General features: G+C 43.3%; 17 protein-coding genes and 1 pseudogene. 7 read left to right on the top strand and 11 right to left on the bottom strand.

What is annotated here, in order from left to right:
• The first annotated feature begins 127 nt into the window (after positions 1-127).
• Together BN161_RS24620 and BN161_RS24615 are read left to right on the top strand one after the other, a co-directional pair.
• The gene (locus tag BN161_RS24620; RefSeq protein ID WP_044271303.1) at positions 128-2,548 is read left to right on the top strand and encodes a sensor histidine kinase; all 2,421 of its coding nucleotides are present in this window, start codon (positions 128-130) and stop codon (positions 2,546-2,548) included.
• A 51-nt stretch (positions 2,549-2,599) separates the two neighbouring features.
• A complete protein-coding gene (locus BN161_RS24615; RefSeq protein ID WP_044271302.1) occupies positions 2,600-3,802 on the top strand; it encodes an MFS transporter in 1,203 nt (400 codons plus the stop codon).
• Here BN161_RS24615 and BN161_RS24610 read toward each other — a convergent pair whose 3' ends face one another.
• On the bottom strand, positions 3,803-4,141 hold the full coding sequence (locus tag BN161_RS24610) for a type II toxin-antitoxin system RelE/ParE family toxin (RefSeq protein WP_244436618.1): 339 nt from the start codon (positions 4,139-4,141) through the stop codon (positions 3,803-3,805).
• Between the two features lie 5 nt (positions 4,142-4,146).
• Positions 4,147-4,392: a hypothetical protein gene (locus BN161_RS24605; protein ID WP_022210577.1), complete on the bottom strand. Its 246-nt coding sequence runs from the start codon at positions 4,390-4,392 to the stop codon at positions 4,147-4,149.
• A gap of 190 nt (positions 4,393-4,582) precedes the next feature.
• Between BN161_RS24605 and fldA the strand changes: the two genes are divergently transcribed.
• Positions 4,583-5,089: a flavodoxin FldA gene (gene fldA, locus BN161_RS24600; protein WP_044271300.1), complete on the top strand. Its 507-nt coding sequence runs from the start codon at positions 4,583-4,585 to the stop codon at positions 5,087-5,089.
• A 57-nt stretch (positions 5,090-5,146) separates the two neighbouring features.
• Positions 5,147-5,236 (top strand): annotated as a pseudogene (locus BN161_RS29600) (DUF2023 family protein); the annotation flags it as partial.
• 95 nt (positions 5,237-5,331) lie between these two features.
• On the opposite strand, the gene ccsA reads toward BN161_RS29600, so the two are convergent.
• From ccsA to BN161_RS24560, 8 genes are all read right to left on the bottom strand, one after another.
• Positions 5,332-7,392, bottom strand: coding sequence for a cytochrome c biogenesis protein CcsA (gene ccsA, locus BN161_RS24595; RefSeq protein WP_044271298.1), 2,061 nt, complete (start codon positions 7,390-7,392; stop codon positions 5,332-5,334).
• On the bottom strand, positions 7,379-8,533 hold the full coding sequence (locus BN161_RS24590) for a Rid family hydrolase (RefSeq protein WP_044271297.1): 1,155 nt from the start codon (positions 8,531-8,533) through the stop codon (positions 7,379-7,381). The genes ccsA and BN161_RS24590 overlap by 14 nt, the downstream gene beginning before the upstream one ends.
• A gap of 12 nt (positions 8,534-8,545) precedes the next feature.
• On the bottom strand, positions 8,546-9,280 hold the full coding sequence (locus tag BN161_RS24585; protein WP_044271296.1) for a hypothetical protein: 735 nt from the start codon (positions 9,278-9,280) through the stop codon (positions 8,546-8,548).
• 16 nt (positions 9,281-9,296) lie between these two features.
• A complete protein-coding gene (locus BN161_RS24580; protein WP_044271294.1) occupies positions 9,297-10,508 on the bottom strand; it encodes a porin in 1,212 nt (403 codons plus the stop codon).
• A gap of 45 nt (positions 10,509-10,553) precedes the next feature.
• On the bottom strand, positions 10,554-11,987 hold the full coding sequence (locus BN161_RS24575) for a di-heme oxidoredictase family protein (RefSeq protein ID WP_044271291.1): 1,434 nt from the start codon (positions 11,985-11,987) through the stop codon (positions 10,554-10,556).
• A gap of 128 nt (positions 11,988-12,115) precedes the next feature.
• On the bottom strand, positions 12,116-13,234 hold the full coding sequence (locus tag BN161_RS24570; protein WP_044271289.1) for an imelysin family protein: 1,119 nt from the start codon (positions 13,232-13,234) through the stop codon (positions 12,116-12,118).
• Positions 13,235-13,274: 40 nt separating this feature from the next.
• Positions 13,275-14,645, bottom strand: a complete 1,371-nt coding sequence (locus BN161_RS24565) for a hypothetical protein (RefSeq protein WP_044271287.1) — start codon at positions 14,643-14,645, stop codon at positions 13,275-13,277.
• A 114-nt stretch (positions 14,646-14,759) separates the two neighbouring features.
• Positions 14,760-15,131, bottom strand: coding sequence for a hypothetical protein (locus tag BN161_RS24560; RefSeq protein ID WP_394332315.1), 372 nt, complete (start codon positions 15,129-15,131; stop codon positions 14,760-14,762).
• Between the two features lie 99 nt (positions 15,132-15,230).
• Between BN161_RS24560 and BN161_RS24555 the strand changes: the two genes are divergently transcribed.
• The 3 genes from BN161_RS24555 to BN161_RS24545 all read left to right on the top strand — a co-directional run bounded on the left by BN161_RS24555 (position 15,231) and on the right by BN161_RS24545 (position 19,663).
• Positions 15,231-15,842: a TetR/AcrR family transcriptional regulator gene (locus BN161_RS24555; RefSeq protein ID WP_044155328.1), complete on the top strand. Its 612-nt coding sequence runs from the start codon at positions 15,231-15,233 to the stop codon at positions 15,840-15,842.
• Between the two features lie 273 nt (positions 15,843-16,115).
• The gene (locus tag BN161_RS24550; RefSeq protein ID WP_044271285.1) at positions 16,116-17,936 is read left to right on the top strand and encodes an ABC transporter ATP-binding protein; all 1,821 of its coding nucleotides are present in this window, start codon (positions 16,116-16,118) and stop codon (positions 17,934-17,936) included.
• The gene (locus BN161_RS24545) at positions 17,933-19,663 is read left to right on the top strand and encodes an ABC transporter ATP-binding protein (protein WP_044271283.1); all 1,731 of its coding nucleotides are present in this window, start codon (positions 17,933-17,935) and stop codon (positions 19,661-19,663) included. The genes BN161_RS24550 and BN161_RS24545 overlap by 4 nt, the downstream gene beginning before the upstream one ends.
• A 126-nt stretch (positions 19,664-19,789) precedes the next feature.
• Here BN161_RS24545 and hcp read toward each other — a convergent pair whose 3' ends face one another.
• Positions 19,790-21,442: a hydroxylamine reductase gene (hcp, locus tag BN161_RS24540; protein WP_209441928.1), complete on the bottom strand. Its 1,653-nt coding sequence runs from the start codon at positions 21,440-21,442 to the stop codon at positions 19,790-19,792.
• Between the last annotated feature and the right edge of the window lie 142 nt (positions 21,443-21,584).

Below are 21,584 nucleotides of genomic sequence, written 5' to 3'. Positions count from 1 at the left end.
TTCATTAATATCCATACTGCAAGCAATAACATTCTTCTGACAACAAATTCCTCAAAATATAAAAGTTATCTCTATATTTGCCCACTGAGATTATAATAAAGAATAGAAAACAGGAGCAAAAAGATATATGAAAGAGAAGCCCAATATTGACTGTGAGAAATATCGCCAGATTGCGCAAATGGCTAAAATGGGTTGGTGGGAATCGGATCTGAAGAATCGCCAATATATTTGTTCAGACTTTATAATTGACTTACTCGGACTCGAAAGCGACCGGATCAGTTTCGAAGATTTTCACGAAAGAATACGGGAGGATCATCGGAGGCGACTCAGGAATGAATACTTTTCGCTCACAAACATAGAAACCTATGAGCAGATGTTCCCCATCCGGGCAAAAGATGGGGATATATGGGTATATTCTAAAATCAGCTTCAAACAACCGGATGAAGAGGGTTACAAAAATATGATAGGATATCTGCAATGCATAGACAAGCAGGCCGGAGAAACGAGTGAAAGTGCAGACTCTCTCCAGGTAAACAGCCTGCTTTATCAACAAAACAGCCTTTCTTATTCATTGCTCGCTTTTCTGCAATCGGATGATATTACACAGATCATCAATAAAATATTGGCAGATCTCCTCAAACAAACCAAAGGAGACCGTATCTATATATTCGAAATAGACCGGGAACATGAAGTACAAAGTTGCATTTACGAAGCAACAGCCGAAGGAATATCCCAGGAACTGGATTTCTTACAAAATGTACCTTGGGATGATTCTCTCTGGTGGGATCGCCAAATCTCAGAAAAGAGGTCAATCATTCTGAATACATTGGATGATATGCCTCCCGAAGCAAAAGTTTACCGTGATACTCTGGAGGTGCAAGACATTAAATCGGTAATGGCGGTTCCTCTCCTATCGAAAGATAAGGTATGGGGATATATGGGCATCGATATGGTCAGAACACACCGCAGCTGGAGTAACATCGACCATCAATGGTTTTCTTCTTTAGGAAACATCATCAGCATTTGCCTCCAATTACGTAAAGCGGAACTTCAGGCTAAAGAGGATCGCCGCGCATTGGATCATAGTGAAAAGATTCTTCGCAATATTTATAAAAATCTGCCGGTAGGTATCGAGCTTTACGACAAAGACGGGTATCTGGCAGATATGAATGATAAAGAACTTGAAATATTCGGCTTGGCGGATATGAAGGAAGCATTGGGAGTATCACTGTTTGAAAATCCCAATATCCCCGAAGACGTGAAAGAGAAATTGCGTGCCAGAGAAAATGTGGACTTCTCGATCAATTATGATTTCTCGAAGATCGACCGATATGTTACAAGTCGAAGAAAAGATGTTATCAATCTTCAAACCAAAGTGGCTCTGCTTTACGATTCGCAGAATCAATTCAGCAATTACCTGTTTATCAATATAGATACAACAGAAACCACCAGTGCATACACCAAAATACAAGAGTTTGAGCATCTGTTCCTCTTAATAGGCGACTATGCCAAAGTGGGTTTTGCTCATTTTAATGTAATGACAAGAGACGGGTATGCCCAGGATACATGGTATAGGAATTTAGGTGAAAAGGAAAACACTCCCATGCCTCAGGTTATCGGAGTGTATTCTCATGTTCACCCGGAAGATTGCGCTGTCCTGAAACACTTTGTTGGTCAGGTTAAAGAAGGGAAAGCCACAAGTTTAAGTAAAGAGGTACGCATCGATAGAGGTAACGGAAAATATTCGTGGACCAGTATAAACGTAATGGTTAAGAATTATCGTCCTCAGGACGGAGTTATTGAAATGCTGTGTATCAACTATGATATCACTCCCTTGAAAGAGACAGAACAGAAGCTGATCATTGCCCGTGACAAAGCCGAAGAACTGGACCGCTTGAAATCTGCTTTCCTTGCCAATATGAGCCATGAAATACGTACTCCGCTCAATTCTATCGTTGGTTTTTCCAGTCTGCTGGCAGAAACAGACGACAGGGAAGAACGCCAGGAATATATCAAAATAGTAGAAACAAATAATGAATTGCTTCTGCAACTGGTTTCTGATATTCTCGATCTTTCGAAGATAGAATCCGGAACATTCGACTTCGTACGTTCCGACCTGGATGTAAACGAAAGCTGCATGAAAATCATCAAATCGATGGAGATGAAAGTGCCGGAAACTGTGGATCTGGTCTTCGAGAAGTATATGCCCGATTGTCATATTTATACAGACAAGAACCGATTCATGCAGGTCATAACCAATTTCATAAACAATGCATTGAAGTTTACGAAACAAGGCACTATCGCTTTAGGATATGAACAGACGGCACCCCACGAAATAAAATTCTATGTACGTGATACAGGTGTCGGGATTCCCAAAGAGAAAATTGATAGCATATTCGAACGGTTTGTGAAACTTAATACTTTTGTACAGGGCACCGGTCTCGGACTTTCCATCTGCAAAAGTTTAGTATCTCAGATGGGAGGAAAAATCGGAGTGGAATCAACTGAAGGAGAAGGTTCATGCTTTTGGTTTACTCATCCGTATTAATCATTTTATTTTGTACCTTTGCGCCCTATTTACATTAGAGACGCAACCATCATGCAACAGAATACACAACGCCCGGTAAGCTCGATAGCTTATCCGATATTGATCGCATTAAGTATTTCCCATTGTCTGAACGACTTATTGCAATCCGTCATAACCGCCACATATCCGCTTTTCAAAGAGGACTTGACATTGAGTTTTGCACAAATCGGATTGATTACGCTGGTTTATCAGATGTCCGCATCGGTATTCCAACCCGTATTCGGATTATTTTTTGATAAGCGCCCGTTTGCCTGGACACTACCGATGGGGATGTTGTTCACTATGGCCGGATTGTTGAATCTGGCCTTTTCCACGAATCTTTATTGGGTATTGTTCTCAGTGTTCATCATAGGTATAGGTTCTTCCGTACTTCATCCGGAAGCATCCCGCATCACTTCGCTCGCCTCCGGAGGCAGAAGAGGATTGGCACAATCCCTGTTTCAGGTGGGTGGAAACCTAGGAGGATCATTGGGTCCGTTACTGGTAGCTTTAATTGTAGCACCTTATGGTAGGCACAACATCGCATTATTCGCAATTTTATCAGTGATAGCAATCATGGTAATGATACCTGTCGGCAAATGGTACAAAGGATACATTACCCGGATGAAACGTGATCATATTGCCCTGCAACCTCATATGCAGATGCCTTTGCCTATGGGGAAAACGGTTCTTTCCATTTCTATCCTGCTGATACTTATCTTCTCCAAATATATTTATATGGCAAGCTTAAGCAGCTATTATACTTTCTATCTGATTGATAAATTCGGAGTAAGTGTGCAGGACTCCCAGCTTTACCTCTTTGTGTTTCTTGTGGCTACAGCCATCGGTACACTGATGGGTGGTCCTATCGGAGATCGTATCGGAAGAAAGTATGTCATCTGGGGTTCCATCCTCGGTGCTGCACCTTTCAGTATGCTGATGCCTCATGTTGGCTTGCTTGCCACAATTATTATGAGTTTCTGTGTCGGCCTGGTTCTTTCATCTGCTTTCCCCGCCATCCTGTTATATGCGCAGGAGTTATTACCCAGTAAACTGGGACTGATCTCCGGACTATTCTTCGGATTTGCTTTCGGAGTGGCAGGTATTGCCTCGGCTGTATTGGGAAATATGGCAGATAAGTTCGGCATCGAAGCTGTTTATAATGTCTGCGCTTATATGCCGTTACTCGGATTGGTTACCTGGTTTTTGCCTGATCTGAAGAAAAACCGTAAATAATTATATATTTCCATAAGGAGGTGCTTCTTCACAGACTCCTATCGGATAATCTTTTAAAATATCAGGATTACGGTGAATATGCCAGAAAAGATGAATTCTTATAATATCTCCCTTTACGGAGTATATTATCTTGTAAGGTTTCACTAAAAGAAATCTGTATTCATGCTCTTCATCAGTCAGCATCCACTCAATATTGCCGATTAAGGGATTCTGTTTTAAAATATTTATTTTTTCTCTAAGTTTCTCTTTATATTTCAAAGCAGTCTGAGTACCAAATTTCACTTTTCCATATTTGAAAATCTCACCGATTTGGTGTCGTGCTTCAATGTCGTATTGCATTTTCATTATTGCAGTGCATTATAAAACTCTTCCATTTCCTCTTCACTCACGTATTCCCCTTCATCAAAGCGCTTTTCGGAGTCCTGCAACTGTTTTCGGGCCTCTTTGACACCTATCTGATAAGGAGCATTGGTTAGATTTCCACTTCTCTGTATAATATCTTTTATAGTATCGAGCACCTCTTGGTTATTGATGTTCAACACTTCTCTGGCTAATGCCGCTTTATAAGCTTCCAATTCTAAAGTGTTCATAATCGATTTATTTTTAGTATCCATCAGCAAAGATAGATAAAACTTCTATATTTCTTAATGGATTATCATTTGTTTTCAGTCATACCTATAAGTGGTTAGGTACAAAGAAACATTTCATTATTTGTGGGTATTTCATAACCCCCTCTGATGCCGTTACTTTGCAACCGTACAAATTAAACCATTTTATAGTATGAAGAAAATAGGAATATTTTATGGTTCCTCAACCGGAACAACACAAGGCGTTGCCGAAACAATCGCTTCTAAACTTGGTGTCCCCGCATCCGATGTAATCGATGTCAGCAAAATGAACGCCGACATGGTAAAGGAATATGAAGCTCTTCTTTTAGGAACTTCCACCTGGGGTGACGGTGAATTGCAGGATGACTGGTATGATGGCGTTAAAGTGTTGAAAGAATCAGACCTGAAAGAAAAAACAATTGCCCTGTTCGGTTGTGGTGATGCTGAGTCTTATTGTGATACATTCTGCGATGGTATGGGTATCATATACGAAGATATCAAGGATTCCGGTTGCACCATCGTTGGTAAGGTGTCTGCAAAAGATTATTCTTTCTCCTCCTCTATTGCCGCCATCGACGGTATGTTTGTCGGACTCGCTCTTGATGACATCAACGAAAGTGATAAGACGGAAGAACGTATCGACGCTTGGGTGAACGACATAAAAAATCACTTGGCATAATTTTCTCTTATTCCATAGCCTTATGATAATATCTGACATTAACCCGGTAGAATTGAAAAAGAAGATTTCATACTCGGGGCAATGTTAGGTTATGATATATGTGCGCAATGCGAACGGTACTGTGAAAGAAAAGTCCGGTGCGCTTGATTAACTTTGCATGTGTTTAGTTAGTTGTTTTTGTAGAAAATGCCTGCGGAATCCGCAGGCATTTTTATTATATTATCCGGAAATAGAAAGACACATCAGGCATAGCTATGCATACCGCCCAGTAGATAATTTACTCCGAAATAAGTCATCAGTACCGTAAGGAAAGCCAACACCATATAAACATGGAAAAACCGGGGTTGCCGGAATACGGCAAGCGATTGTCCGTGGAATGCCGCACCATAGATTAAAAAGGTAATTAAAGCCCAGACTTCTTTCGGATCCCAGGCCCAATAACGCCCCCATGAAACATTCGCCCACACGGCACCAATAAAAATCCCCGCCCCCAGACAAAATACTGCCGGATAAAGCATCAACCGACTGAAAAGCATCAATTGCTCCACACGAACCTTACGCTGTTCCTGAATCTCCGAATCGATTGCCTTTCTTCGCCAGCCTCCTATGCAGAATGCCAGTAATCCATTTAGCATCATAAAGGCAAACAATGCATAAGATACCATAATCAGAGAAACATGGATACTTAACCAAGGAGATAGCAACACAGGCATCAGAGGAGTGATCTGAGGATTGTTCTGCCCAAGATAAGCTACCAACAAGGCAAAACCCGAAATGAGCAATCCAAAAGGCAACGTAAAAGAGAAGCGACGCCGGAATATGCATGCAAGCAGAAGTGTACACAGTGCCATAAACTGCATGGTTTCATATCCATTACTCAACGGAATACGTCCGCCAATATACCACCGCAAACAGTAGCCAAAGAGTTGAAAAAGAAATGCCGCATAAAGTGCAACTGTAAAAACGCTCCATGCCTTACCTGCCGAACGATGCATGCTGCAATAAAGTAAATAGAAAAATGCCAGCATCCCTACAGTCAGATTGAACATGAACAACAGTTTGCTGAATGGAATGCGATTGTACAATATTTCAGCCTGCACCTTTACGTCAGACAGTGGTTTTATACTCCCATCTTCCGGTAAAGGACGGATAAGTGTTCCACTCCGTAGCATCAGTATCAATCCTACCTTTTCGTCTGTTTCCATGATAGCCTTTTCCAACGAAGTCATTTTCAGGTGTGGCTTTTGTCCTCCTTTCCAAAATTTCTGCAAGCGATAGTTTTGCCCATCAAACAAATCAGTAAGACGAACATAGGAAGAAGGTAATCGGAGTAAATGACGAAGTTCCGCACTCTTTATATAAATCATCGGTTCATTCTGCCAAACCTCCGGACGGAGTAACCAACCTCCGACAACCTGTTCGGGTGTCATGCCACCATAAGAAGATTTCCCAGTCAGTTTCAATACAAAGTCTCGTGCAAGGGTATTAAAAGGTACTACGCGATCATGATAAATCACTTGTTTGGATGCCAGACTATCCGCCTGTCTGAGTGCAAGTGCCGGAAGGCTTCTGTTTTCTGCTTGCACCACCGTTCCCGTAGCCATGAGCAACCACACAAACATTCCCCCTTTTCGAAAGAACGGATGCCTGAGTAATCTACGGAATTCCCCACTATGACTGGCAAGCATCCACAACATGGAAATAACCAGCAAAATATATCCTACATACGTAATCCCTATTCCCCACGGATCATAATTCACCGACAACCAGCTCCCCTCCTTATCGTCATCAAAAGAAGACTGGTAAAAGCGATACCCCTGACGAGAGAGGATACGATTCATGGAAACAGGTTCCGCACCACGGATATAGCTGACATAATCTGCCGGAGCTTCCGTCCCCGGATAATATTCCACCCGGAAACTGTCCAGACACAATGTGAATGGTAATTCGATTACCCGCTTACTGTCTTGGTCTATGAAAGTTCCCACCTCAGTGCCTACAGTGAGATGCATATATCCTTTTTTGCTGCATGAAAATGTAATCATGGCTCCCACCAAGATAACGAGGAAGGAGCCATGCAACAACAATGTCGGGAGATGCCGCCACAACTGCCGCTTAACCAACACGGCAACTGCCAATGCGGCAAGTACTCCCCACAAACAACAAAACCAAACTGTATGATAAACATACTTTTCTACAAACTCTGTTCCGTGTACATGCTCCACAAAGGTCACCACAGCGAGCAAAGCCACCAGACAGATATATAAAAAGACGAGACTTTTCTTCAAATTAAAAAGGTGCATATTCCTTATTCTTCAAAGCCTTAACTCCCATACATTCCATTTCGATCAACCATCCGGGACGACATACAGGCGCATGTACAAATACTTTAGGAGTATCCGGGAAACGCTTGTCATACATATTCTTCACAACTGCATAGTCTGCAATGTCACGCAGGTAAACAATCATATGTCCCAAATCATCAAATGTGCACTCCGCCTCTTTCAGCAAGGCTTCTACATTTTCCCACATCCGTTCCGTCTGCCTGCGGATGTCACCGGGGTATACCACTTCCCCTTTATTGTTGATACTTGCCGTACCTGAAATAAACACTTGACGCCGGTCACCGTAATCGACATACGTTCCGCGTTCAAAACTGACACCATACTCATAAGTAGGATTCAGATGCGTAGGGGCATAAAGGAAGTGTATCTGTTCCGGCTTTAAGCCTGCCACAGCATAGGTATCCATTTGCACCAATACTTTAGGATCAGCATGACGTCCGCCGATACCTGTACTGGCAATATAGTGTGTCTTTTCAGTCAGATTCTGAGTAACAAACACCTCATTACGTGCCTTTACCACACCGGCATAATTCACATCCACATTCTGTACGAAGAACCAGGTACGGATACAGTTATCCGCCAATTTACATCCTTGTTCCATAAGCTGCATCACGTAGTCATTCAGCAACAAACGGGTCTGGTATTCAGAATTTGCAGCACGATTGAAAACACTGCCTCCCCACAGGTGGCGGTACGCATTGTGCTTTACTTCAAACAGTCCGTTGTGCAACACTTGTGTCTGCACATTGGTCTGTAAATAAGCCCACAAAGCTATTTTCGTCCCATCCAAAGGGGGTTGCTCTACCACGGAAAGAGCACAGTCGGAACTTTCGGTAGTGATAGCCAGCAGGAGGTCAGCCTGATTGGCGGTATCACTCAGGAAATAACGTTTAAACACAGCCATGGCACCTTTCAATTCACCTGCAAGCAAATCGTTGTAAGCATTGGCTACTGCATTTAATTGTTCTTCATAAGTGTCTTCCGGCCGGGTAGAGTGAATCATTACATGAAACTCTGAAACGCCTTCTTTTACTTCATATTTAAAAATCTCGGTTAATGTATTCTCTGATTGGTTGGTTTGTTGTTTTTTGTTGTTCATTTCCAATATCGTTTACTCGTTATTCAAAAAAATACCTTCGTTTATCCAATTATCTATTAGTTCCAATAAGGGTTGCTCATCTTCTGACAGCATATCGGTATGGTTCATACTCGTATCACCAGCCCTGTTCAAGACCAGATGTAGAAAACTCTCTTCTGCACTGCCGGGTTTCACCAATAGTATATCACTATTCTTATGCGCCGGCTGGTTGACCAACGCATTATAGCTCTTACCCTCCGTCAGAAATAAATTACCCGATGCAGAACCAGTCTGCCCATGGCACGCTACACATCTTTTATTGAAAACCTGTGACTGGATAGAACTGAACATACCCACGTCCAGTGTTCCCACATCCATTAATATGGTATCTGTGATAGCTGTGAGTTCTTCATCTTCCATCGTCTTAAATTCAACAATGCATTCGCGCAAACGACTGATAACACACAATTTGAGTGATTTCACATCATCACTGATACCTCCCAGTGTCATAACGATATCTGTTCCGTCGGCTACATTGACTGGCAGTGATTTCGTTATAACAGCGTATTCACTTTTATCATTGAAGCCTGCCACAACGACACTATAATCATCCGTCCAATTGCTGATACCACTGAAACGACCTGTCAACTTTAGGACGCGGCCGCCACGCTGCACCTCTATCTCCTTCTCATAGATTCTTCCATCATCACATGAACAGAAGCAGACTGTCATCCAGATAGCAGCAAAGAATAATATACATTTCTTCATAACTACTCTCTTTTTTTTAGAAAGTATATTGCAGCATTACTGTTGCAGAATGAGTGGCCAGACCTAAATTATCATTATCGCGGTCGAGCTGTGTATCGTGACCCGTACGGGCAATATACTGGTACATAGCCTGGAGTTTCAGGTTACAACCCTTAAAGAAATAATTCATACCCACAGCCGGCATATTCAAAAATCCGTCATCGCCGGTACCGTTACGGTTAAAGAAGTCATAACGCAAGGCAGCCTGCAAACGGGGAGCAACAAAGTAACCGCCCTGTACATAACCACCCAAGTAATTGTAGCTTTCATTAATTTTCTGGCGTTTCGTGAAGCCCACATTCATATAATATGCTTCGGCACCCAAATACAGTTTGTTTTTTAACATGGCAAATTCCACTCCCACACGGGTATCATTGGTACTTTCATTCTCACTTTCCACATTGATTGAAGCCGATACACCGAACATAATCTTATCTTCATTCAAACGGTTGGGATTACCTTGAGTGGACGGCATCACACCTTTAGGCATATAAGTAAAGCGTCCCGCATACAGTAAAGAAGGGATATGCCAATCATCACTCAGAGTTTTTGTAGCTGTATTTACAGAAGAACCGGTGCCATTAAATAAACCTACTTCATAGCCAAATTTATCAGCTACCAATCCGTGAATTTCAACACCGAGGTCAAAACCGGTACCGATGTTAGGCGTTACCGCATTCAAGGAATAAGGCAGAATGACAGCAGAAGTCAATGATACTGGCAACTGCGGCAACAATGTTTCACCCAACGTCGTCAGATAAGCATGCGAGAAAGGTGTTTTGAATTTACCGACACGCACGGCAAACTGTTTTTTAAGTTGTACATCGAACCATGCTTGTTGAAGCAATGCTCCCCCACTGGCAGCCGCATTGATAGAAAGATTAAAGGCTACTTTACCAAAAGCTTTACCGGTGAAGCCCAATACAGCATAGGGAATTGAAAAACCGGAATTAGCTACATTATCCTGATTGTATGCCTTATCCAGACCTTCATCATCATACCAATTGAAATTTGCACAAGTCTGTACCAACAGATAGGGCTTGAATACAAAGTCTCCCTTCTTGGTTTCTATCGTAAATCCCTCTCTTCCGGCAAGTGACACTACACCATTTTCTGTATCTTCTTCATGCTGTGCCATAACAGCCAACGAAAGGGCAGCCATTACAACCATTAAAATTAATTTCTTCATAATTGCTTGTATAATACTTATTGGTTTTATTGTTCGTTATTTGTTTTATAATGATTTCAGGAATGTGATCAAAGCATCACGATCTTCTTTACTCATCTTTTTGAAGAGATTCTTCGATGCTTCACCTTCACCACCGTGCCACATGATAGCCTCAACATAGTTGCGGGCGCGTCCATCGTGCAGGAAGTAAGTATGACCATTCACAGTTTCCTGCAATCCGATACCCCAAAGCGGAGTCGTACGCCATTCGTTACCACGGGCCAAACCGCTTACATAGTTATCATTCAGTCCTACGCCCATAATTTCAGAGCCCATGTCATGAAGCAGGAAGTCCGAATATGGATGAATTGTCTGACTACCCAGCCAAGGAAGACGAGTTCCGTTCAACAGGACAGACCCACGTGGTTTTGTGTGCAAGGTGGTTACATGGCAGAGATGGCACTTAGCCTTATAAAAATTCTGCTCACCCTTGATCACTTGTTCATTATTCACATTGCGGCGTGCCGGAACACTGAGGCTCTGCATATAGAGGTCTACATTCTCCATTTCTTCCGTAGATACATCCAATTGAGCATAAGAAAGTCCCATCATACTGCCTTGATTTACTTGTGCCTGTCCTTCACAGATTTCTTCGGGATAGCGGCTGTTCGTAACTCCCATATCGCTGGAGAAACCAAGTTCCACTGTCAGGTCGGCATGCTGTGCTTTATTACCGGACAAGCCTAAACTTCTCACTCCTCTCTCGGAGATATAGTTGCAACGACCACTGATACCATATTCCGGATAATTGCTTTTAGCAGCCAAAGCTTCAATTTCAGTGGGATCGAGCGCCATCATTTGTCCCATACCTACGTGGCGCAAAGGAATACGCACCGTACAGAACAGGTCTTCGGGTTTGATGCTGTCTGCATACCATTCATAAATAGAATAATTGGGTTTACAGAGTTCATACGTCTCACCATCAGGGAATTGGAAAGTCTCATAGGTATATTCCACTTTCAGTTTTCCCTCGGGCTTCACACCATAAATAGCCTGATCATGAAGCACACGTCCATAATCCTGAAAGAAAGCTCCATTCTTACGACTAATATAAACCAACATAGACGAAAAGCCGGAGCTACCGGAACCACCTTCGCTCCACAAAGTAGGTTGCGTACGTCCGGCATTTCGGTGACAGCTACCACAAGAATAACCGGCATAAACCGGTCCCAGTCCTCCACCTATTCCATTACTACTGGTGCGGATATCATCATACAATTTGTCACCACGGGTGAAACGTTTATCGTATGCTCCTGTTATCCAGTCAGCAGACCTGTCATAAGCATAAGAGGAAGTCAGGAAGTTGGTAGCGGTACCGGCAGAGAGGGCAAAGCCGGCAGGTACTTCTATATCATCCACATCAATTCCATCATTTTCGCAAGCAAACAATGCCAGAAGCGAAAAACAGATTGGAAATGAGTATTTTAATAAGCCATTCATTCGTTATTAAATTATTATTACAAAACACGTAACTAACATTTATCTTTTTAACGCAGATGTTGCGGAAACAACAGAATATTCATTATCCCGCTGTTTCCGCAAAATCTTATTTCTAACAAGTAAAAATCTTACTGAATGGTACGAGCTTCACCATCTTTGAAGATCAAATATTCCAAAGTGTGGTAACCACGCAAAGCTTGTGCACCGGCAATTTTATCATCTTCTTCATCATAGTCACCATCCCAGTTTAAGTCTGAATAGTTACCGGACGTCAGGATCTGTACGATACCATCCTGGTCAAGCGGCCAGCTATCCATATTGGGGTCAAGACCTTTGTCGGCAACCGGACCGAAAAGGAATGCCTCACTGGTTTCCCACGGTGTACGAGCAGCAAGCCATGCTGTGGCACAAGCCTTGAAGTTAACATTGCTGGGAGAAGTACGGAATGTCTCAACAGCATCGAAAAGAGCCTGATTTCCCGTCTTCAAATCAGAATATGTAGGTAATACAACTTTATCCACATAATTTTTTACGACTTCAGCTAACACTGTTTTATCAATACTTTCGATACAATTCTTCAAACTTCCCTTGAGTACTCCCTCCAAAGTGGCACAAGCTTCCATAGCATTTACTGCTTCCGGGCTATTGATATTGTTGCGGAAAGGACTCGGGATAGCCCAAATTGCTGCTGCTGCATCATCAATCGCTTTTTTCACTTCAGTATCAAGATTAGCATTTACTGCAGCTACTGCTTTTGAGAGAGATGACTCGCTAATAGATCCTGTACGTGTTCCGTAATAAGCATTACGAATAGAATAGATATTGTTACGATAGTCTTCACGAGAATGCCAGCTATACCATGACTCTACAGCATACAAAGCCTTTTCTTCATTATTATGTATGAAAAGATCGTAAGGGTCACCAATTTTGGCAGTACCTACTTCATTGGCAATGTCTACACAGCCATCAATCAACTGCTCAATACTCGTCAAAGCATCTTGATTCTTAAAGAAATCTGCATAGCTTCCACCTTCATTGTATTTAACTGCCCAGTCATCATAAAGAGCAGTAGCATCATTCACCAACAATTGTGCAACTACTCGCATGTAATTTCCCCAACTACTTGCATTCTCTGCCGTATAGTCAAGATTTTTAGCGTCTATAGTCGTAGTGTCATCATCACTACAAGCCGTAATGGAACACATCATGCCCAATGAAAGAGCAGACAAATAAAAAAACTTTTTCATATTACTTAAACATTAAATTAATTATAAATACCTATTTGAACTATCTCTTGGTAAACCAACCGACATAAGCTATGCCGATAGCAAATTCATTTTCATTGTTATATTTAGTCGATCCAAATACTTTGTTCGTACCAATATGACGGGTAGTATAATCGGCCTTCACAACCAGATTCGGCAATGCAAGCCAGTTAACTCCTGCCGTCCATTTGCTTACCTGACAACGTTTCTCCATTGTAGCAGAACCTTCTGCCTCTTCCTGCGGGTTGTAGTATTCATAACGGGCATAAGGATAAATAACCGGACATTTCTTCTGCGAGAAGAAAGCACTCAAGTTGAGACCAGCCTCCAAGCCATAGCACAGGGCATTCTTAGCTACATTACGCATAGCACCATGATAATAATTGGAGTTATTGGAAAGAGTAACCTTGCTGATCTTGGAAGAATTCTCTAAATCACCATAAATGATATTACCACGAGCGGTAACATATTTATTTTTATACTGTGCATCGGCAGAGTAGATTTTCACTGATGAGCGACCTACGCTGCTATACTTATAATTCTTATCAGCATTGGCTGTCACGTCATTACAATAGTAAAAAGCAGCACCTACACGCAGTCCCGGTACCCCTTTATAGTCCAGACGTGCTACATAAGCAGGCGAAGTAAAGTTGTCTTGTTCAAAGAGTCCCTGTTTACCACCGGCAACCCAATTATCGCGACCAAATCCATCAGCATTCAAGCCGGCCACAATCATAGCCTGATAATCAAAGCGCGTATATCCTTTACCAAAAGAACCGAAGAATTCCAATCCTGTCTCATGCCAGGTAGAAGGAATAATCGTTGTTTCACCCTCAGGACGGGATGTTCCGAAGAAGTTGATAGGTTCATGGTGAGCATTGGTCAATCCCATAGGTACAATCAAATGACCGGCACGAACATTGAAAGCCGAATGTATCAGACGGGTTATGTGAAACTGCTCAAGAGCAACTTCTCCCCCTTTTTCCATTTCTGTTTCATACTCACCGTTTTCTGAATTCTCAAGTTCGGTTTCGATACCTACGCCTCCTGCTTCAAACTCTATTTCAGCACCCAGTATCCACTTGGAATTAAACTTGTAGTCAAAAGCCAACACAAAACGAGGAATAGCAATGGTATTACGGTGATCACTGTTATCGACCCCGCCATAGAAACGATTCGTTCCGTAGTTCATAAACTTTGCTACCATTTCTCCGTATCCACCGAAACGGAACTTTTCGTAGTCGTCATCTTTTGTTACCTGTTTTATTCTCTCTTTCTTTGCCGTAGTTTCAGATACTTCTTCTGTAGAGTTTACTTTTTCAGGTTCATTAGCCCGTAAATCATTGTTAAAAAGCAAGAAACCTAAGGCGAATAAGCAAGTTAATTTTCTCATCTTTTATCTTAAATTTTGTTGGCGCAAAGGTAGAGGGAGTAAAAAAAGCGGGCAATACCCAAATATGAGTATTGTGTTATTAAAAATAATAACAAGTAGGTACTTAAATGAACACTATTCCTTTTTGTTCTTTTTTACAAAGCAGTAATTCACTAAAAAGACAGCCGCAAAGATCACAGCAATCCAGATAAAGCTAATAAATATCAAATAGCGGTTATAAATGTACTCTCCCTCTTCAGGAACATGATTAAGCATACATAGCAAACAGTTACACTGAGGATTATCAGCATCATGCGAAAAGTAAGAGTACAGTAAAAAAGATAAGCTTCCTGCAAAAAGAATAATAATAGCTATTATTCCCCATCTCTTACAACTTAAAGGTCTGTCAATTGCCTTTTTATGATTGGTTAGTTTCACCATATAGTAGTTTATAGTTAGATTATACGCGCAAAGTTGCATGCTTTCAGTGACCTTGGCAATACCCAATAATTGTGATTTTTATAAAAATCTAACAAAAAACCATCATTAATGGGTATTTCAGAAAACGCGGATTCTCCCCTACTTTGCAGTCGAGAAATAAAACTTATGCAATACCCTAAAGATGACATACAAAAAGAAATTTTGAAAGCTGCCGAAAAGGTATTCCTCGAAAACGGCTTTCCAAAGGCTTCCATGCGTGAAATTGCGCAAGAAGCACAGGTAGGGTTGAGCAATATCTATAACTATTTCAAAAGTAAGGATGATATTTTCTGTACGGTGGTACGGCCTGTAATCAGTGCATTCGAAAGAATGCTGCACGAACATCACGGTCGTTATGGAGCAGATATCATGGAGATGTATTCCACAGAATACCTACGATATGTGATAGAAGAGTACATGACATTGATACAAAAGCATCGCAAATTGTTGGTATTGCTATTTTTCCATGCACAGGGTTCTTCACTGGAAAACTTTAAGGAGAACTTCACCGAACGCTCCACATCACTCGTGAAAGAGTACTTCAGAGATATGAAAGAGAAACATCCTCAAATGAATATCAACGTAACCGACTTTTCCATCCACTTGCACACGGCATGGATGTTCACCATGTTTGAGGAATTAATCATGCACCGGGTCGGGATAGAAGATTTGGAACAGATAGTCACAGAATACATCACATTCGAAGTAACCGGTTGGAGAGAGCTTATGAAAATATAAGCTCTCTCTTTTTTTGAATGAATCTGAATATTGTTCGTTATTGAGCGTTGAGGTGAAGAAGGCTATTAGGTAAGGTTAACTAGGATGAGTATATGACTGAGTATATCATCATCCGTATTGATGGTAGGCATCATCCGTATTGATGATATACTCAGTATAGGAGTCATCACAGATTAACAGTAGGCACAGGCTATTACTCTTTATCCCTTAGCCCTGCAAAGAGTGAATGCCTGCCCCAAAAGAGAAAACTCACACTAAACAAAATTATAAATTATGAAAGAGAAACAGAAAAAGAAAAAAGGAATCGCCCGCCTGTTTGAGATTGCAGGCGAGCGGAAAGGCTTGCTGATCCTGGCCGGAGTTCTTTCGGCAGGCAGCGCTACGTGCATGCTGGTTCCCTACTGGTCGGTATACCGCGTATTGCAGGAATTGCTGCATCACGCCAGTGATTTAGGGAAAGTGGACAGCGGAGTACTGGTATATTGGGGGTGGTTCGCCTTCTTCGGACTGATTGGAGGACTATTGCTACTTTATGCGGCACTGATGGCCTCGCATGTAGCTGCTTTCCGTATCCTGTACGGATTGCGTATCAAGCTATCGGAACACATCGGACGCCTGTCGTTGGGATACCTGAACGGTACGTCTACCGGAAGTATCAAGAAGATTATGGAACAGAATGTAGAGAAGATAGAGAACTTCATTGCCCATACCATCCCCGACCTGGTGAATGTATTGGCTACGGTGACACTGATGTTCGTCATCTTCTTCTCCCTGAACGGCTGGATGGCTGCGGTCTGCCTATTCTGTATCGCATTGAGTATAGGATTACAGTTTGCCAACTTCTTCGGGAAAAAGGCACAGGAGTTTACTAAAATCTACTTTGATACACAGGAACGAATGAGCGCCTCAGCCGTACAATATGTACGCGGCATGCCGGTCGTGAAAATCTTCGGGCAGAGCGTCCGGTCGTTCCGCCGCTTCAATAGTGAGATTGAGGCGTATAAGGAATATGCACTGAAAGTATGCGATACATACGAACCCGGTATGGTGGTCTTCACCATATTGCTGAACTCGCTCATTACATTTATCCTGCCGATAGGCCTGCTATTACTGAGTCATGAGCCACAAAACCTGGCATTAGCCGCTGTCTATCTATTCTTCATTATCATGGGCCCCGGAGTAGCCTCGCCTATTTATAAGCTGATGTTCCTCGGGGCGGGCACACGGGAAATAGACGAGGGCGTGGAACGTATTGACCGCATCTTCTCCGAGCCGCCCGTACCGGAAGCGCAAACGCCGCAAGTACCCGTCGGGTATGATATCGAATTCCGCAAGGTTAGTTTCGCTTATGAGAATAAAGCGGAGACCACCCGTACCGAAGCCCTGCGCGACATCACCTTCACAGCACGCCAAGGTGAAATTACGGCACTCGTAGGCCCCTCGGGTTCGGGGAAGTCTACGGTTGCCAATCTGATTCCCCGTTTCTGGGATGTAACGGAAGGTGAAATACGGATCGGAGGAGTCGACATCAAAGATATTCCCACTGAAAAGTTGATGGACATTGTTTCCTTTGTTTTCCAGGATAGCTTTCTTTTCTTTGATACCCTCTATGAGAATATCCGGGTAGGAAACTCCAGTGCGGGACGCGAGGAAGTGATAGCTGCCGCAAAAGCCGCACAGTGCCATGAGTTTATAGAAAGCCTTCCGCAAGGTTACGAAACCCGCATCGGAGATGAGGGCGTCTACCTTTCCGGTGGCGAGTCGCAACGTGTCTGTGTGGCAAGGGCCATCCTGAAGAACGCCCCTATCCTGGTGCTGGACGAGGCCACCGCCTTTGCCGACCCTGAAAATGAATATAAGATGCAGCAGGCTTTGCAACATCTGATCCAGAATAAGACGGTTATCATCATTGCACACCGTCTCTCGTCCATCATTTCGGCACAGCAAATCATCGTACTGAACGAAGGAAAGCTCGCGCAGCATGGGCGGCACGAGGTATTGAGTAAAACGGAAGGATTATATAAGAATATGTGGGACGCTTATACGGACGCGTTCCACTGGGAACTAAACAGTAAGAAGGAGGTAAAAGAATGAATGCAATAGAAAATATTACGATAGGGCACACCGAACGCCTTCGCAAACCTGTGGGCTACACGATGCTTGCCAACCTGGTAAATATTGTCCCGTTCTGCCTGTCCATCGAAGCGATCAACGTGATATTCCGTGCTTTCGATGGCAGTGGGATGCCACTGGACACTCAACGGCTCTGGACTATTTTTATCCTGCTTGTAGTGTATGTACTCGTCATGGCGTTGGCCGAAAGGGCTTCCTACCGCGCCAATTTCCGGGGTGCCTATGAAATGAGTGCCGCGGGACGTGTCAGCCTGGCAGAGCATTTGCGGAAACTCTCATTGGGGTTCCTGTCACGCCGCGATCCGGGTGATCTTTCGTCCATGCTGATAACGGACTTCACGATGGCGGAAACCGGTATTTCGCACCATCTGCCCCAATTGATGGGTGCGCTGGTGATGCCTGTACTCGCTTTCGCGGGATTGCTATGGATAGACTGGCGAATGGCCGTTGCCATGTTTATAGCCCTTCCGCTTGCTGTGGGAATATTGCTGGGCAGTACTTACCTGCAATACAAACTGAGCGGCAAACAGATTGCCGCCAAAATCAATGCAGGCAATCGCCTGGAAGAGTACTTGCAGGGAATACGGGTAATGAAAGCATATAATCTGCTGGGCGACAAGTTTGTCCGTCTGAAGAATGCCTTTGCCGAACTGCGTCGTGCCTGTATCCGCCAGGAAGCATTGCTCGGTCCGTTCATACTGCTTTCCGTAACGCTGATACGGGCAGGTCTGACGTTGATGATACTTTGCGGTACGTACTTATTGATAGGAGGAGATTTATCCTTGCTCACGTTCGTTATGTTCCTCGTTGTCGGTTCCCGCGTCTTCGATCCGCTGACTTCGGCACTGACCAACTTTGCAGAATTCCGATATTTCTCCATTGCCGGAGGGCGCATCCAGACGCTGATGAACGAACCGAAAATGCAAGGAAGTAAAGAAGCCCCGGAAAGCGGTGATATCACTTTCTATCACGTATCATTCGGCTATCAGAAAAAACAGGTACTGCATGATGTATCGGTAACACTGCGTAAGAATACACTCACCGCTCTGGTAGGTCCTTCGGGCAGTGGGAAAAGCACCATGCTGAAATTATGCGCACGTTTTTACGATCCGCAACAGGGGCAGGTTTTATTTAATGGAGTAGATATGAAAACCCTGGAACCGGAATCATTGATGAGTCATATCTCAATGGTATTCCAGGATGTGTATCTGTTTCAAGATACCATTCGCAACAATATCCGTTTCGGCAAAACCGACGCCGCGGACGAAGAAATAGAAGCGGCGGCCCGCAAAGCATGTTGCCACGATTTCATCATGCGATTGCCCAAAGGATATGATACGCAGGTCGGTGAAGGCGGTTGTACCTTGTCCGGTGGAGAGAAGCAGCGCATTTCCATCGCACGGGCTATATTGAAAGAAGCTCCCGTAGTGCTTCTGGATGAAGCAACGGCTTCACTCGATCCGGAAAATGAGGTGGAAGTGCAGCGTGCCATCAATACACTGATTGCAGGACGTACGGTGATCGTGATTGCCCATCGCCTGAAGACGATCAAGAATGCAGATAACATCATAGTATTGGAGGAAGGGCGCATTGCCGAACAAGGTAAGCATCAGGAACTGCTCGATAATAAGGGGCTATACGCCAAGCTATGGAATATACAGGAAAAGACATTGGGGTGGAAATTGTAAATCTCAAAAACCACTCAAGAGAATCCTTCTAAAATAATAATTCGTCCCTACAAATTAATCACGATATGATTAACTTGTAGGGGCGGAAATTATTTACCCGAATATACTTCAGAATTTATTAATCATTTATGATAATTGGAACATCTTCAAGTCATCTTCCACATCACTGATGGTACCTATCTGGAAAGTATCTACCAAGACTTTTGCTACATTGGGCGACAGGAAGGCAGGCAACGTAGGCCCTAAATGGATTTTTTTCACACCCAGACTCAACAAGGCCAGCAGTACGATAACGGCTTTCTGCTCGTACCAGGCAATGTTATACACAATCGGGAGTTCGTTGATATCATTCAACTCGAACACTTCTTTCAGTTTCATTGCAATGACTGCCAGTGAATAGCTGTCGTTGCACTGTCCTGCATCCAGTACACGTGGAATGCCGTTGATATCTCCCAGAGGCAACTTATTGTAACGATACTTGGCACAACCTGCTGTCAGGATGACTGTATCTTTAGGCAATGCCTTGGCAAATTCGGTATAATAATCACGGCCCTTCATACGTCCGTCGCAACCTGCCATAACTACAAAGCGACGAATAGCACCGCTCTTCACGGCATCCACCACTTTATCTGCCAGTTGCAACACCTGATTATGGGCAAAACCACCGATGATTTCTCCATGTTCTATTTCCGTAGGCGGCTGGCATTGCTTGGCTATCTCGATAATTTCGGAGAAGTCTTTTCTGCCTTCGGCATCTGCCTGAATGTACTTGCAGCCGGGATATCCGGTGGAATTTGTTGTAAACATACGTTCTTTATATTCAGCATTTGCCAACGGGGGGACGATACAGTTTGTTGTAAACAGGATAGGCCCATTGAAGGTGGTGAACTCTTCACGCTGCTTCCACCAGGCATTTCCATAGTTGCCTACGAAGTGGGAATACTTCTTGAAAGCAGGATAATAGTGAGCAGGAAGCATTTCGCTATGTGTGTACACGTCGACTCCCGTACCTTCGGTTTGCTTCAATAGTTCTTCCATATCTTTCAGGTCGTGGCCGCTTATCAGGATACCCGGACGCTTCCCTACTCCGATATTTACTTTTGTCATTTCCGGATTTCCATAGCGTTCGGTATTCGCTTTATCCAGTAAAGCCATAGTCTTCACACCGTATTCTCCGGTCTGGAGCACCATCTTCACCCACTCGCCTGCCGGAAGTGATTTTGTGGCAGTGGCAGCCAAAGCATGTTGCATAAAAGTATGGATAGAAGCATCGTCATATCCCAAACGCATGGCATGTTCCAGATATGCCGCCATACCTTTCAGACCATAGGTCATCAATTCTTTCAGGGAACGCAGGTCTATGTCGGACTCACGCAGCACACCTACGCTTTCCGCCTTGGAAGCATACTCATCACGTCCGCCCTGCCATTGCAATTCATCGATTTCGGGCAAAGAAATACCTCTTTCTTTGGCTTCTTCTATTAAACGGTTACGCAATGCCATACCTTTATCCACCCTGTTCAGAATGCTTTCATCATCGAAGTTGGCATTTGTAATGGTACAGAATAAGGCATCCACAACAAAACGGTCCACTTCGGCAGCTACGGGATGTCCGGCGTTACGGAACTCATCAGTAACGACTGATATTCCACGTACCACGAACATCAGCAAATCCATTGCCTTTGCTGTATGACTTTCTTTTCCACACACACCTTTCAAGATACAACCGGTGCCTTTCATTGTTTCCTGGCATTGATAACAAAACATTTTAGCTTCCATCATCTTATTCTTTTTATTTAGTTATAAAATATATATTCCTTCTCTTTAAAGAAGATAAGCTGCATCTCAGCATAACTTTTTCATGCAAGCATGAAAGTTCTGCATCCGATTTGCATTATCTTTGGATAAGATAAGCCGCATC

Origin of the sequence: Bacteroides timonensis (genome assembly GCF_000513195.1) — a bacterium.
Classification (GTDB): Bacteria; Bacteroidota; Bacteroidia; order Bacteroidales; family Bacteroidaceae; genus Bacteroides; species Bacteroides timonensis.
This window is presented reverse-complemented; position numbering and strand designations above follow the sequence as displayed.

Coding starts and splice junctions, on each gene's coding strand:
- BN161_RS24620 (WP_044271303.1), top strand. CDS start 128: ATGAAAGAGAAGCCCAATATTGACTGTGAGAAATATCGCCAGATTGCG.
- BN161_RS24615 (WP_044271302.1), top strand. CDS start 2,600: ATGCAACAGAATACACAACGCCCGGTAAGCTCGATAGCTTATCCGATA.
- BN161_RS24610 (WP_244436618.1), bottom strand. CDS start 4,141: ATGCAATACGACATTGAAGCACGACACCAAATCGGTGAGATTTTCAAA.
- BN161_RS24605 (WP_022210577.1), bottom strand. CDS start 4,392: ATGAACACTTTAGAATTGGAAGCTTATAAAGCGGCATTAGCCAGAGAA.
- fldA (WP_044271300.1), top strand. CDS start 4,583: ATGAAGAAAATAGGAATATTTTATGGTTCCTCAACCGGAACAACACAA.
- ccsA (WP_044271298.1), bottom strand. CDS start 7,392: ATGCACCTTTTTAATTTGAAGAAAAGTCTCGTCTTTTTATATATCTGT.
- BN161_RS24590 (WP_044271297.1), bottom strand. CDS start 8,533: ATGAACAACAAAAAACAACAAACCAACCAATCAGAGAATACATTAACC.
- BN161_RS24585 (WP_044271296.1), bottom strand. CDS start 9,280: ATGAAGAAATGTATATTATTCTTTGCTGCTATCTGGATGACAGTCTGC.
- BN161_RS24580 (WP_044271294.1), bottom strand. CDS start 10,508: ATGAAGAAATTAATTTTAATGGTTGTAATGGCTGCCCTTTCGTTGGCT.
- BN161_RS24575 (WP_044271291.1), bottom strand. CDS start 11,987: ATGAATGGCTTATTAAAATACTCATTTCCAATCTGTTTTTCGCTTCTG.
- BN161_RS24570 (WP_044271289.1), bottom strand. CDS start 13,234: ATGAAAAAGTTTTTTTATTTGTCTGCTCTTTCATTGGGCATGATGTGT.
- BN161_RS24565 (WP_044271287.1), bottom strand. CDS start 14,645: ATGAGAAAATTAACTTGCTTATTCGCCTTAGGTTTCTTGCTTTTTAAC.
- BN161_RS24555 (WP_044155328.1), top strand. CDS start 15,231: ATGCAATACCCTAAAGATGACATACAAAAAGAAATTTTGAAAGCTGCC.
- BN161_RS24550 (WP_044271285.1), top strand. CDS start 16,116: ATGAAAGAGAAACAGAAAAAGAAAAAAGGAATCGCCCGCCTGTTTGAG.
- BN161_RS24545 (WP_044271283.1), top strand. CDS start 17,933: ATGAATGCAATAGAAAATATTACGATAGGGCACACCGAACGCCTTCGC.
- hcp (WP_209441928.1), bottom strand. CDS start 21,442: ATGGAAGCTAAAATGTTTTGTTATCAATGCCAGGAAACAATGAAAGGC.